This window comes from Streptomyces sp. NPDC056452, assembly GCF_042796085.1.
Lineage (GTDB): Bacteria > Actinomycetota > Actinomycetes > Streptomycetales > Streptomycetaceae > Streptomyces.
Genome location: NZ_JBHTRI010000006.1, coordinates 133,698 through 146,374, shown reverse-complemented (window position 1 = coordinate 146,374; position 12,677 = coordinate 133,698). Strand labels below are relative to the sequence as shown.

General features: G+C 71.7%; 10 protein-coding genes. 7 read left to right on the top strand and 3 right to left on the bottom strand.

What is annotated here, in order from left to right; all coding sequences use genetic code 11:
• Positions 1–71: 71 nt before the first annotated feature.
• Positions 72–1,028, bottom strand: coding sequence for an ABC transporter substrate-binding protein (locus ACFQ6X_RS08360; RefSeq protein WP_383177809.1), 957 nt, complete (start codon positions 1,026–1,028; stop codon positions 72–74).
• 232 nt (positions 1,029–1,260) lie between these two features.
• On the opposite strand from ACFQ6X_RS08360, the gene ACFQ6X_RS08355 reads away from it, so the two are divergent.
• Positions 1,261–2,058 (top strand): IclR family transcriptional regulator C-terminal domain-containing protein, encoded by a 798-nt coding sequence (locus ACFQ6X_RS08355; protein WP_383177806.1) that lies wholly within the window; start codon positions 1,261–1,263, stop codon positions 2,056–2,058.
• Positions 2,059–2,128: 70 nt separating this feature from the next.
• Complete coding sequence (locus tag ACFQ6X_RS08350; RefSeq protein ID WP_383177803.1) at positions 2,129–3,385, top strand: ROK family protein; 1,257 nt, start codon at positions 2,129–2,131, stop codon at positions 3,383–3,385.
• 91 nt (positions 3,386–3,476) lie between these two features.
• On the opposite strand, the gene xylA is transcribed toward ACFQ6X_RS08350, so the two are convergent.
• Positions 3,477–4,643 (bottom strand): xylose isomerase, encoded by a 1,167-nt coding sequence (xylA, locus tag ACFQ6X_RS08345; protein ID WP_383177800.1) that lies wholly within the window; start codon positions 4,641–4,643, stop codon positions 3,477–3,479.
• A gap of 235 nt (positions 4,644–4,878) precedes the next feature.
• On the opposite strand from xylA, the gene xylB reads away from it, so the two are divergent.
• From xylB to ACFQ6X_RS08330, 3 genes are all read left to right on the top strand, one after another.
• Complete coding sequence (gene xylB, locus ACFQ6X_RS08340) at positions 4,879–6,360, top strand: xylulokinase (RefSeq protein ID WP_383177797.1); 1,482 nt, start codon at positions 4,879–4,881, stop codon at positions 6,358–6,360.
• A gap of 71 nt (positions 6,361–6,431) precedes the next feature.
• A complete protein-coding gene (locus ACFQ6X_RS08335; protein ID WP_383177794.1) occupies positions 6,432–7,709 on the top strand; it encodes a VWA domain-containing protein in 1,278 nt (425 codons plus the stop codon).
• A complete protein-coding gene (locus ACFQ6X_RS08330; RefSeq protein WP_383177791.1) occupies positions 7,709–8,560 on the top strand; it encodes a hypothetical protein in 852 nt (283 codons plus the stop codon). Before ACFQ6X_RS08335 ends, ACFQ6X_RS08330 begins: the two co-directional genes overlap by 1 nt.
• Here the strand turns inward: ACFQ6X_RS08330 and ACFQ6X_RS08325 are convergent.
• The gene (locus ACFQ6X_RS08325; protein ID WP_383177788.1) at positions 8,506–9,288 is read right to left on the bottom strand and encodes a ThuA domain-containing protein; all 783 of its coding nucleotides are present in this window, start codon (positions 9,286–9,288) and stop codon (positions 8,506–8,508) included. The genes ACFQ6X_RS08330 and ACFQ6X_RS08325 overlap by 55 nt on opposite strands.
• Positions 9,289–9,391: 103 nt before the next feature.
• On the opposite strand from ACFQ6X_RS08325, the gene ACFQ6X_RS08320 reads away from it, so the two are divergent.
• The gene (locus tag ACFQ6X_RS08320) at positions 9,392–11,176 is read left to right on the top strand and encodes an ABC transporter ATP-binding protein (RefSeq protein ID WP_383177785.1); all 1,785 of its coding nucleotides are present in this window, start codon (positions 9,392–9,394) and stop codon (positions 11,174–11,176) included.
• Positions 11,177–11,260: 84 nt separating this feature from the next.
• Positions 11,261–12,643, top strand: a complete 1,383-nt coding sequence (locus ACFQ6X_RS08315) for a cytochrome P450 (protein WP_383177781.1) — start codon at positions 11,261–11,263, stop codon at positions 12,641–12,643.
• Positions 12,644–12,677 lie beyond the last annotated feature (34 nt).

Here is a 12,677-nt window from a genome sequence, read left to right as displayed (position 1 = left end):
TGCGGCGTCGACCGGCCCCTGCCGGACTCCTCGGCCGCGTGCCGTGGGAGTTTTCGTCGGGGTGTCGGTCGTCATGGCAGGAGTGCGTCCAGGTCCGGGGTGCCGGAGAGGAGACCGTCGCGCTCGCCGAGCCGGCCGAGGGTGCCGAGGGATGCCCGGTTCGGTTCGGCCGGCCACTCGGGCAGGGTCATCGCCTGGAGCGTCGACTCGGGGATCTTGGTGTAGGTGGTGAGGACCTTGCGGACCTCGTCGGGGTGGCTGTCGGCGTAGGCCAGGGACTCCCGGGTCGCTTCCTGGAACTTCTTCACCAGCTCCGGGTTCTTCTGGGCGTACTGCTGCGAGGTGAAGTAGAGGGCGACCGTCAGGTCCGGCGCCAGGTCGACGAAGTTGGACGCGATGACACGGCCGCCCTTGCCCTTGACGGTGGCGAGCGCGGGTTCGACGACCCAGGCGGCGTCGACCTGTCCGCCGTCGAGCGCGGCCGGCATCCGGTCGAAGGGCAGCTCCACGAATGCGACCTTCGAGGGGTCTCCGCCGGCCTTGCGGACCGACTCGCGCACGGAGGTGTCACCGATGTTCTTGAGGGTGTTGACGGCGACCTTCCTGCCCTCGAGATCCTTGGCGGTCTTCAGCGGGCTGTTGCCCTTCACCACGATGCCCGCGAAGTCCCCGCCGTCCTTGCCGGTCGAGGCGACACCGTTGGCGACGGCCTTGACGGGGACGTTCTTGTCGGCGGCGATCATCAGGGAGGTGACGTTGGAGAAGCCGAACTGGAACTGGCCGCTGACCACACCGGGCACGATCGCCGCGCCTCCCTGGGCGCCCACGAGCGTCAGATCGATGCCCCGCTTGCTGTAGAAGCCCTTCTCCTTGCCCAGGTAGACGGGTGCGACATCGACGATCGGGATGACTCCGACCTTGACGGCGGCCTTCCCGCCCTTCGACGGGGTGGACGGGTCCGACGATCCACAGGCCGCTGTCGTGGAGACGAGGAGCGCGGCGGTGAACCCGACAAGCAGACGACGCATGGTGCCCCCGGAGTGGTGGTGGCGCTCGACATGGCGTGCGGGGAACGCACAGTGGTTCCCGGTGGGAACATAGGGCTGCCCGCCGAGAGGGGTCAACCACCGTGCACGGACCCTTCTGCCTTGGCACAGCTGCTTTCTGAGAAGGCATCAGGTCCATTGACGCCTCGGTGGCCGCCCCCTAGCGTGCACCTGGCGCACAGTCGTGCGCGCTCTCGCGACAGAGGGGCGACCGATGGACGGGCAGGCACGTGAGCCGTACTTCGTGCAGTCCTTCGAGCGCGGCCTCGCCGTCATCCGCGCCTTCGACGCGGACCGTCCGGAGCTCACCCTGAGCGAGGTGGCGCGGGTCTGCGACATCACGCGGGCCACGGCCCGCCGGTTCCTGCTGACACTCGTCGACCTCGGCTACATGCACACCGACGGACGGCTCTTCCGGCTCACCCCCCGCGTCCTCGAACTGGGCTACGCCTACATCTCCAGCTACTCCTTGCCCCATGTGGCCGAGCCCCATCTGGAGAGGCTCGTCTCGGAGGTCCGCGAGTCGTCGTCGCTGTGCGTGCTGGACGGGGACGACATCGTCTACCTGGTACGGGTGCCGACCACCCGGATCATGACGGCGTCCATCACGGTGGGCACCCGGTTCCCCGCCCTGGTGACGTCGGTCGGCCGGGTACTCGTCGCGCACCTGCCGGAGAGCGAGATCGGGCCCCGGGTGCGGCGTGCGCAGATCGAACCCTTCACGGACCGGACGGTCGTGGGGCCCGACCTGCTGCTCCACGAGCTGCGCCGTGTCCGCAGGCAGGGCCACGCCATCGTCGACCAGGAGCTGGAGGAGGGGCTGCGTTCGGTGGCGGCTCCCGTCAGGGACCGGGAGGGGACAGTGGTCGCGGCGGTGAACATCCCCGTGCACGCGAGCCGGAACTCGGTCGATTCGATCCGGCGCGACCTGCTGCCGCCGCTCCTGGCCACGGCCGCCCGGATCGAGGCGGACCTCAGGGTCGTACCGCAGGGTGCCGCGCGCACCCGCTGACCGCGGCCCGCCGGACGAACTCTCCTGAGGTCCGTACGCACGTACGCGATCGCATAGGCTCGTCGACGATATGAAGAGCTACCTCACACCGCTGGGGTCCAAGGCGGACAAGGACACGGTGCGACGCCACAACCTGAGCCTCGTGCTGCGCGCGGTACGGGACGAGGGTGAGGCCGGCGAGGCGACCCGGGCCGGGGTGTCCGCCCGGGTGGGGCTCACCAGGGCCGCGGTGTCCTCCCTCGTCGAGCAGCTGCTGGACAGCGGTTTCGTCACCGAGTCCGGCAAGACGTTCAGCGGGCAGGCGGGGCGCCCAGGCACCGCCCTGAAGGTGGCCCGCACCGGTCCCGCGGGCCTCGGCGTGGAGATCAACATCGACTATGTGTCGGTGTGCGTCGTGGACCTGGCGGGGACGGGACGTGTCCGGCAGACCGAGCACCTGGACAACCGCGGCGCCCCGCCCGGCGAGGTGCTGGCGAGGGCCGCCGCGATCGCCGCGCGCACCCTGGACTCGGCGCGGGAGCAGGATCTGTACCCGGTCGGGGCGACGCTCGCACTGCCGGGACTCGTCTCGGGCGGTTCGGTCCGCCAGGCGCCCAACCTGGGCTGGAACCGGGTCGCGGCGGAGGACCTGTTCGCCGAGGCCCTGAGCGGACTGCGCCCCGGAGCGCCCGAGCTGCCGGTGCGCTCGGAGAACGAGGCGAACCTGGCGGCGCTGGCGGAGCTGTGGTTCGGCGGGCTCGGTACGGTCCGCACCTTTCTGTATCTGACGGGCGAGATCGGTGTCGGCGGCGCCCTCGTGCTCGACGGCGAACTGCTGCGCGGTGCGCACGGGTTCGCCGGGGAGATCGGGCACGTGGTCCTGGACCCTGCCGGTCCGGAGTGCCGGTGCGGCTCGCGCGGCTGCCTCGAGCAGTACGCCGGGCAGACGGCGCTGCTCCGCTCGGCAGGGATCGAGGAGGCCGGCGGCGGGGCCGCCGGGGTGATGGAGCTGGAGCGCCGCGCACAGGCCGGCGAGGCCCGGGCGCTCGCCGCCATCGCCGAGGCGGGCCTGATGCTGGGGCGCGTCCTGTCCGGCGCGGTGAATCTCTTCGACCCGGACGCGGTGGTGCTCGGCGGGATCTACCGGAGCCTGATGCCGTGGCTCTCGCCGCCGGCCGACGACGAGCTCACGGGCCGCGTGGTGTCGGGCCTGTGGTCGCGGGGCAGCGGCCGGCTGCGCGCGTCGTCCGTCGCGGGTGACGCGGCGCGGGGCGCGGCGGCACTGGTGGTGCAGGACGTGCTGGCGGATCCGGTGGCGTACGCACGGCCCGCCCCGCCGCAGGCCTGACCACCGGCTGTACGGGGACGGGGCGGGCCCGCCCCCGTACGGCTGGGCCCGCCCCGTACGGGGCCGAGGCAGCCCCCGTGCACGGCCGTCGTCAGCGCACGCCCAGCAGGTGGTCCAGCGCGAGCTGGTCCAGAGCCTCGAACGCCATGCCGCGCTCGGCCGCGGCGGTGACGTCGAACTCCTCGTACGCCGAGCGGTCCGCGAGCAGCCCCGCGACGCCGTCGGCCGCGGTGGGCAGGGCCAGCTCGTCCAGGCGGGAGGCGGTCAGGGCCTCCTGCACGGCCGGGTCGGCGCGGAAGGCCGCGGCGCGCTCCTTGAGGATCAGGTAGTTGCGCATGCAGCCCGCGGCGGAGGCCCAGACACCGTCGTAGCCCTCGGTGCGCGGCGGCTTGAAGTCGAAGTGGCGCGGACCCTCGTAGCCGCTCTCCAGCAGGTCGACGAGCCAGAACGCCTGACGCAGGTCGCCCGCGCCGAAGCGCAGGTCCTGGTCGTACTTGATGCCGGACTGGCCGTTGAGGTCGATGTGGAAGAGCTTGCCCGCCCACATCGCCTGGGCGATGCCGTGCGGGAAGTTGAGGCCCGCCATCTGCTCGTGGCCGGTCTCCGGGTTGACGCCGACCAGCTCCGGGCGCTCCAGGCGCTCGATGAAGGCCAGCGCGTGCCCGATGGTCGGCAGGAGGATGTCGCCGCGGGGCTCGTTCGGCTTCGGCTCGATCGCAAAGCGGAGGTCGTAGCCCTGCTCGGTGACGTAGTCGCCCAGCAGGTCGAAGGCCTCCTTCATGCGGTCCAGCGCCACGCGGACGTCCTTGGCGGCGCCGGACTCGGCGCCCTCACGGCCGCCCCAGGCCACATAGGTGGTGGCGCCCAGCTCGACGGCCAGGTCGATGTTGCGGATGACCTTGCGCAGCGCGTAACGGCGCACGTCGCGGTCGTTCGCGGTGAACGCGCCGTCCTTGAACACGGGGTGCTTGAAGAGGTCGGTGGTGGCCATCGGCACGATGAGTCCGGTGGCGTCCAGAGCCTGGCGGAACCTCTTGACGTGGCCCTCGCGCTCCGTGTCCGTGGAGCCGAACGGGATGAGGTCGTCGTCGTGGAACGTCACACCGTAGGCGCCGAGCTCCGCCAGTCGCTGGACGGTTTCGACCGGGTCGAGCGCGGCCCGGGTGGCGTCACCGAACGGGTCGCGGCCCTGCCAGCCCACGGTCCACAGGCCGAAGCTGAACTTGTCCGCAGGGGTGGGCGTGAAGCGTTCCGTCATCGTCTGTCCGCCTTCGCATGCGTCGGGTCCGGCACCGGCCGTCCGGCCGGATCAATTTGTTCAGTCGCATGACTAATCATGCACGGGGCACCCCGCCGACGTAACCCCTCGGACGACGAAACGGGGGCCGCCTCTGTTCCCGGCGCCATCGATCACGTAATTTGTTTGTCGCACAACCAAAATCTGCGCGACCCCTTGCGTACGACCGGAATCCCTGCACGAGAAGAGGTAGCCCATGCCGCCGCGTACCGTCGTCATCGGCGTGGACAGCTCCACCCAGTCCACCAAGGCCGCCGTCACCGACGCCGAGACGGGCGAGCTGCTCGCCGTCGGCCGCGCCCCGCACGTGGTCACCGGCGAGGGCGGGGCACGCGAGAGCGACCCCGAGGTCTGGTGGCGTGCCCTGTGCGACGCCGTCGCCGCCGGGCTCAAGGAGTCCGGGCTCTCCGCGTCCGCCGTCACCGGTATCGCCGTGGCCGGCCAGCAGCACGGTCTGGTCGTCCTCGACGAGACCGGCCGCCCGCTCCGCCCGGCCCTGCTGTGGAACGACACCCGCTCCGCCCCGCAGGCCGCCGCCCTCACCGCCGCGCTCGGCGGACCCGAGGCCTGGACCGCCCGCACCGGCTCCGTACCGGTCGCGGCGATGACCGCGTCGAAGTGGCAGTGGCTGCGCGAGAACGATCCGGCGAACGCCGCCGCGGCCTCCGCCGTACGACTGCCGCACGACTTCCTGACCGAGCGGCTCGCGGGCACGGCCGCGACGGACCCGGGCGACGCCTCGGGCACCTGCTGGTACTCGACCGCCACCGGCGCGTACGACCCCGAGCTGTTGGACCTGCTCGGCCTGGACGCCTCGCTGCTGCCCCCGGTCGCCGCCACCGGCGCGACCCGGATCGGCTCGCTGACGGCTGCCGCGGCCGAGTCCCTCGGCCTGCCGGCCGGGATCGCCGTCGCAGCCGGAACCGGTGACAACATGGCCGCCGCCGTAGGCCTCGGCCTCGGCGGCGCCGGCCTCCTGGACCACCCCGTCCTCAGCCTCGGCACCTCCGGCACGGTCTTCGCCGCGTCCAGGGCCAGGCCCGCGTCCACGGCCCTCTCCGGGTTCGCCGCGGCGGACGGCACGTACCTCCCGCTGGCCTGCACGCTCAACTGCACCCTCGCCGTCGACAAGGTCGCCACCCTGCTCGGCCTGCACCGCGACGACGCGACGCCGGGCGGCGCGACCGTGCTCCTCCCCTATCTGGACGGCGAACGCACCCCGGATCTGCCCACCGCGTCCGGTCTCCTCACCGGCCTCCGGCACGACACCACCCCGCAGCAACTGCTGGGCGCCGCCTACGAGGGCGCGGCCTTCACCGTGCTGCGCGCGCTCGACGAACTGCTGCGGTCGTGCGGTCTGGACCCGGCCGACCCCGATGTCGCCGGCCGGCCGCTGCGTCTCATCGGCGGCGGCGCCCAGGGCCGTACCTGGGTGGAGACCGTGCGCCGCCTCTCCGGGCGGCCTCTGATCGTGCCCGGCAGCGGCGAACTGGTCGCACTCGGCGCGGCGGCTCTCGCCGCGTCGGCAGCCGGCGGCGGGGACCCCGTCGCGGTGGCGAGCCACTGGAACGAAAAGGCCGAGGACACTCAACTCCCGCCCGTGGAACGCGACACGGAGACGTGGGAGCGCGTCGGCTCGGTGCTGGGACGGGCGTCCGGGCCGCTGCTCGGCGGCTGAGCCCGTGAGGTGAACAGGCGTCCCGCCGACTGCTTTTGGGGATGACTGCGGATCTTCAATAGGATCCGGCGATGATCACAAGAAAACGGCTGACGGCCGGGGTGTGCGTGCTGCTCGCCACCCTGGCCGCCGGGCTCGGCACCGCGCTCCCGGCCGCCGCCGACGAACCCTCCTCCCCCGCATCGCCCAAGGTCGAACTGGTCCTTGACGTCAGCGGTTCCATGCGTGCCCGCGACATTGACGGCCAGTCCCGGATATCCGCCGCCAAGCAGGCGTTCAACGACGTGCTCGACGCGGTCCCCGAGGAGGTCCAGCTCGGCATCCGGACGCTCGGCGCCGACTACCCGGGCGACGACCGGAAGACCGGCTGCAAGGACACCAAGCAGCTCTACCCGGTCGGGCCCCTGGACCGCACCGAGGCCAAGGCCGCGGTCGCCACACTGGCGCCGACCGGCTGGACCCCGATCGGCCCCGCCCTCCTCGGCGCGGCCGACGACCTCGAAGGCGGCGACTCCACCCGGCGGATCGTCCTGATCACCGACGGCGAGGACACCTGCGGCCCGCTCGACCCGTGCGAGGTCGCGCGCGACATCGCGGCCCGTGGAATCCACCTGGTCATCGACACGCTGGGCCTGGTGCCCAACGCCAAGATCAGGCAGCAGCTGACCTGCATCGCCGAGGCCACCGGCGGAACCTACACAGCCGTCCAGCACACCGAAGAACTCTCCGGCCGCGTCAAACAGCTGGTGGACCGGGCCGCCGAGCCCGTCGTCACCCCGGTGGCGACCGAGGGCGCGGGCAGCTGCTCCGCGGCCCCTCAGCTGAAGGCCGGTCTGTACACCGACCGCCAGGAGTTCGGCAAGCACCGCTGGTACCGGGTGGATGTGCTGCCCGGTGAGGAGCTGCGTGCCTCGGTGAGCGTGGCCGCGGACCGTGCCGTCAACAACGACTACGGCGTGCTGCTGCGGGCGGTGACCGTGCACGGGCGCGAGATCGTCCGGGGCGCGGAGTCCGGCACTGGGCGTACGGATGTGATCTCTTCCGGCCTGCGCTACCCGAAGGCCGAACAGGACGGCACGGACAGCGACATGAAGCCCGCCGCCGAGACCGTCTGCCTCCAGCTCAGTAACTCCTTCTCGGCCCCCGCGTCCGTGAAGACCACCCCCGGCATGCCCGTCGAGCTGACCATCGACCTGGTGGCCGCGCCCGACGACGCCGCCGACGCCGCCGCGTTCGGACTCGGCCGTGGCTGGTGGCTGCTGGGCGTCCTGGTCCTGACCGGGCTGGTCGCCGGCCTGCTGACCGGCTGGATCTCACGCTGGCGCGTCGCCGTATGGAGGACCAACTGATGCGTACCACCCGCAGGAACACCGTGATGCGCGCCTGCACGGTCGCGCTGCTCGCCGGAGTCACCCTGTTCACCTCGGCGGGCGGTGCTGTCGCCGACGACCCGTCGGCGAGCGCGAGCCCCGCCGAGGACGGCAGGGCCGGACCTACCGAGGCGGGCACCACGTTCCGTACCGCCACCGCGATCCAGCAGGACATGACCGCCACCGCGGACGCCTCCACGGGCGACTACCTGTACTGGGTGTTCCCCGCCGACACCGGTCAACGCCCCACCGTCCGGGCGAAGGTCACCTTGCCCGAGAGCGCGGCCAGGCACGGTGCGTCGACCTGGCAGGTCGATGTGTACGACGGGCTGCGCCGCCGCCAGGCCTGCATGTACGGCCACCAGACCAGGAAGGCGGAGGCGGACGCGGAATCCGTCGAGCTGTCCTGTGTGCTGCGTACGGTGCGGGCCTGGTCCGAGCCGTGGGCGGACGACCCGCTGCCCGGCAGCTACTACGTGCGCCTGACGGTCGTCGGTGCGGCCGAGGAGGACCTGGGCCTGCCGGTCCACGCCGAGACCGAGGTGACCTCCGTCGACAGCGGCGGTGCCCACGACGTGGGCGGCGAACTCGCCGAACCTCTCGTGCCGGGCGCGTCCTCGGTCGAACAGGCCGCCGACACGGGCGACGGCACGGACAAGCCCCGGGTCTCGCTCGGCAGCGAGCCCGAGGACGGCTGGACCTCAGGCTGGTGGACCGACCGCTGGCTGTGGACGGTGGGCGGAGGCGTACTCGCGGCGCTGGCAGCCGTGTTCGGCTACCGCCTGACCCGCGGCGGCGGCCGTCCGTCCCGGGTTCCCCCGGGCGTCTGACACGTTCCGCAACCGGAGGGCTGCCGGCCCGGGCTCCAGGACCCGGCCGGCGGCCCTCCGGCGTGTCCGGGCATCACCTGGCGCAGTCCGCCGAGGAGATGGGCCCGGAACGCAGCGTCGCGGTACGCCTCGCGTGTGTGCCCGAGAGCGGTGTAGAAGACCCTGGCGCCGCCGTACTCATGGGTCCAGACGAGCGGGTGGTCCGTGCCCATGCCCCCTCCGTCGTACGAGGACTCGTCGGCGGAGGCCAGCACCCGCACGGTGTCGCGCGGGACCGTCCGGAAGTCGTACCACTCGTCGGTGAAGTCCCAGCGGGGCCCGAGGTGCCGGGTCGCCGGGTGGTCCCGGTCCGCCACGAGGACGGTGCCCGGCTGGAGCGCGGGATGGCGTGCGAAGCGGGCGCCGAGGAGCTCGCCGTAGAACGGCCAGCCGTACTCGGTGCAGGCCGCGGCGTGCACGCCCATGAAGCCGCCGCCCGCCGCGCAGTGGGCCCGCAGCCCCTCGCGGCCCCCGGGGGTGAGGACGTCGCCGCTGGTGGAGAGGAACACCACGGCCCCGTACGCCGCGAGGCCGTTCTCGAACACCTCCGGGCTCTCCGTCGCGTCGACGGCGAACCCGTGCTCCGCACCCAGCTCCCGGAACGCGGCGATGCCGTCGGGGATCGATGCGTGCCGGTAGTCGGTGGTGCGCGTGTACAGCAGGACGCCCGGCGGGCCGGTGGTGGGCATCGACGGCTCCTCGGACGAACGGACACGGCCGGCTCTTCGGCCCCGGTGCGCCATGATGCGAAACGGTCTTGCACGGGGAGACGGACCGGGTTTGGCTGATCGTATGCAGCAACCGCTTTCTCTGCCACGGCAGCTCTCCGCCCTCGACCACCGCTACCGGGGCGAACACCCCATCCGCACCCTGGGCTACCTCCTGCGCCCCGACCGGCGCCGGCTCGCTCTCGGTGTCGCGGCCTTCATCGTCAAGCACAGCCCCATCTGGCTGCTTCCGCTGATCACCGCGAACATCATCGACGTCGTCGTCCAGCACCGCCCGGAGCAAGAGCTGTGGGCGAACGCGGGCGCCCTGCTCTTCGTCCTCGTGCTCAACTACCCGTTGCACCTGCTGTACGTGCGCTGCCTGAACGGGAGTGTGCGGCGCATGGGCACCTCGCTGCGCGACGCGCTCTGCCGCCGGATGCAGCAGCTGTCCATCGGCTACCACTCCAGGACGAGCGCCGGGGTCCTGCAGGCCAAGGTGGTGCGGGACGTGGAGACCATCGAGCAGATGGTCCAGCAGTCCGCCGACATGGGGCTGGCGGGCATCGTCACGCTGACCGGTGGTCTCGTCGTCATCGCCATGCGGGTCCCGTCCTTCCTTCCGGTGTTCCTGGTGGTCGTCCCGCTCGCCGCCCTCCTGGTCATGAAACTGCGGTCCAGGCTGCGCAGTCACAACGAGTCGTTCCGGCAGGAGGTCGAGCAGCTCTCGGCGCGGGTCAGCGAGATGACGAGCCTGATCCCCATCACCCGGGCCCACGGCCTGGAGCACGCGGCGCTGGGCCGTGTCGACGGCTCGCTGCGCCAGGTGCTGCTCGCGGGTCTGCGCCTCGATCTGCTCAACGGCCGCTTCGGCGCGCTCGCCTGGATCCTCCTGAACTCCCTGGGTGTGGCCTGTCTCGCGGGCTCGGCCCTCGTCGCGTACCACGGCTGGCTGCCGATCACCGCGGGCGATGTCGTCATGCTGAGCGCCTTCTTCACCACCCTCACCGGATCGATGTCGACGCTGCTGAGCCTGGCCCCGGTCATCAGCAAGGGCCTGGAGTCCGTGCGTTCGGCCGGCGAGGTGCTCCAGGCACCCGACCTCGAGAACAACGCGGGCAAGGACCTGGTGGGGCGGGTCGAAGGCCGCATCGACTTCGAGCAGGTCGGATTCGCGTACGAGGGTTCGGGCGGCATCGCGGTGGAGGACTTCACCCTGTCCGCCCGCCCCGGTGAGACGGTGGCGCTGGTGGGAGCCTCGGGCGCGGGCAAGTCGACCGTGCTGAACCTCCTCATCGGCTTCATCCGGCCGACATCGGGGCGGATCCTGCTCGACGGCACGGACATGGCGACGCTCGATCTGCGCAGTTACCGGCAGTTCCTGTCCGTGGTCCCGCAGGAGTCGATCCTGTTCGAGGGCACCATCAGGGACAACGTCACCTACGGCATGGGCGATACGGACGAGCGGGCGGTCCGCCGTGCGCTCGCGGACGCCAACGCGCTGGAGTTCGTCGACGCACTGCCCGACGGCATCCACACGGTCGTGGGTGAGCGCGGCGCACGGCTCTCCGGCGGGCAGAAGCAGCGTCTCGCCATTGCCCGGGCCCTGATCCGCGATCCGCGGGTGCTGATTCTGGACGAGGCGACGTCCGCCCTGGACACCCGGTCGGAGGCGCTGGTCCAGGAGGCGCTGGCCCGGCTGGTGCACGGCCGCACGGTGTTCGTGGTGGCGCACCGGCTCTCCACGATCCGGGCGGCGGACCGGATCGTGGCGATGGACCGGGGCCGCATAGCCGAGGTGGGTACGCACGAGGAGCTGGTGGTCGGGGGCGGGGTGTACGCGGGGCTCCAGCCGAAGCGGCCGGCATAGGACCGTCACGTTCGAACACCTGTCAGGCTGGGGGATAACCTCAGCAACTCACGTACTCCACACGGCAGATGACGGGAGTCCCTCATGTCCACGGAAACCGGTGCGGCTGTCGATGCCGAGCCGCGCGGCCATACGCTCGTACCGGGTCCGAAGGGACTGCCCCTCCTGGGGAGTCTGCCGCAGTTCGGGAAGGACCCGCTCGCCTTCTTCGAGCGGCTGCGCGGGTACGGGTCCATGGTGAGCTGGCGCTTCGGCCGCAACAAGTGCGTGTTCATCTCCGACCCCGACTGCATCGGCGAGCTGCTCACCGAGACGGAACGCACCTTCGACCAGCCGCTGCTGGGGATCGCGTTCCGCACGGTGATGGGCAACGGCGTGGTCGTCGCGCGCGGTCCGGACTGGCGGCGCAAGCGATCGCTGGTGCAGCCGTCGGTGCGGCCCAAGCAGGTGAAGTCGTACGCGTCGACGATGACGGGCTGCACGGTGGACCTCGCGGACACCTGGTCCGGGGGCGAACGCATCGACATCAAGAGGGAGATGGCGGCCCTGACCCAGAAGATCGCGGTCCGCACCATCTTCGGGGTGGACACCCCGGCGGACGCGGAGTCGATGGGCCGGGCGATGGACATCGCCCAGCAGGAGATCGGCAAGGAGTTCAGCGGCCTCGGCGCGATCCTGCCCGACTGGGTGCCGACGCCCGGCCGGGCCAGGATCAAGAAGGCCGCCGCGGTGATCGACGCCGAGGTCGGCCGGGTGGTGGCCCGCCACCGCGACGGGGACGGTGAGCGCCCCGACCTGCTGAGCCGGCTGCTCACCGCGGTCGACGAGACCGGCGCGCACCTCACCGACGAGGAGATACGCGACGAGACGGTCACCCTGTACATCGGAGGGCACGAGACGACCAGTTCGACGCTCGTGTGGGCCTGGTACCTGCTGTCCCGCAACCCCGAGGCACGGGCGGCGCTCACCGAGGAGCTGGACCGGGTGCTGGGCGACCGGGAGCCCGGCATCGACGACTACGCGCAACTGACCTACGCCCAGGCGGTGGTGAAGGAGACCCTGCGGCTGTACCCCACGATCTGGCTCGTCACCGGCGTCGCGAAGGAAGGGGCTCGGATCGGCGGCGTTCCGATGCCGGAAGGCACCCGCGTGTGGAGCAGCCAGTGGGCCACGCACCGGGACGAGCGCTGGTTCCCCCGGCCGGAGGTGTTCCGTCCGGAGCGCTGGGACCCGGAGCACGGGGACGAGATCCATGAGTACGCCTGGTATCCGTTCGGCGGCGGCCCCCGGGTCTGCCTCGGTACACGCTTCGCGATGGTCGAGGCGGTTCTGGTCCTCGCCGTCCTGGCGCGCCGTTTCGAACTGGAGGTGGACCCGGGCGTGATCAACCCCATGCCGACACTGACGCTGCAGCCGGACCGGGAGGTCATGGCGACCGTGCGGGCGCGCCGAGCCCCTCAGGGTTGACCTGAAGCTAACTTGAGGTCATAGCGTTCCATGC

Excerpts from the sequence above, each read along its gene's own strand:
- ACFQ6X_RS08360 (WP_383177809.1), bottom strand. The coding sequence starts at position 1,028 with ATGCGTCGTCTGCTTGTCGGGTTCACCGCCGCGCTCCTCGTCTCCACG.
- ACFQ6X_RS08355 (WP_383177806.1), top strand. The coding sequence starts at position 1,261 with ATGGACGGGCAGGCACGTGAGCCGTACTTCGTGCAGTCCTTCGAGCGC.
- ACFQ6X_RS08350 (WP_383177803.1), top strand. The coding sequence starts at position 2,129 with ATGAAGAGCTACCTCACACCGCTGGGGTCCAAGGCGGACAAGGACACG.
- xylA (WP_383177800.1), bottom strand. The coding sequence starts at position 4,643 with ATGACGGAACGCTTCACGCCCACCCCTGCGGACAAGTTCAGCTTCGGC.
- xylB (WP_383177797.1), top strand. The coding sequence starts at position 4,879 with ATGCCGCCGCGTACCGTCGTCATCGGCGTGGACAGCTCCACCCAGTCC.
- ACFQ6X_RS08335 (WP_383177794.1), top strand. The coding sequence starts at position 6,432 with ATGATCACAAGAAAACGGCTGACGGCCGGGGTGTGCGTGCTGCTCGCC.
- ACFQ6X_RS08330 (WP_383177791.1), top strand. The coding sequence starts at position 7,709 with ATGCGTACCACCCGCAGGAACACCGTGATGCGCGCCTGCACGGTCGCG.
- ACFQ6X_RS08325 (WP_383177788.1), bottom strand. The coding sequence starts at position 9,288 with ATGCCCACCACCGGCCCGCCGGGCGTCCTGCTGTACACGCGCACCACC.
- ACFQ6X_RS08320 (WP_383177785.1), top strand. The coding sequence starts at position 9,392 with ATGCAGCAACCGCTTTCTCTGCCACGGCAGCTCTCCGCCCTCGACCAC.
- ACFQ6X_RS08315 (WP_383177781.1), top strand. The coding sequence starts at position 11,261 with ATGTCCACGGAAACCGGTGCGGCTGTCGATGCCGAGCCGCGCGGCCAT.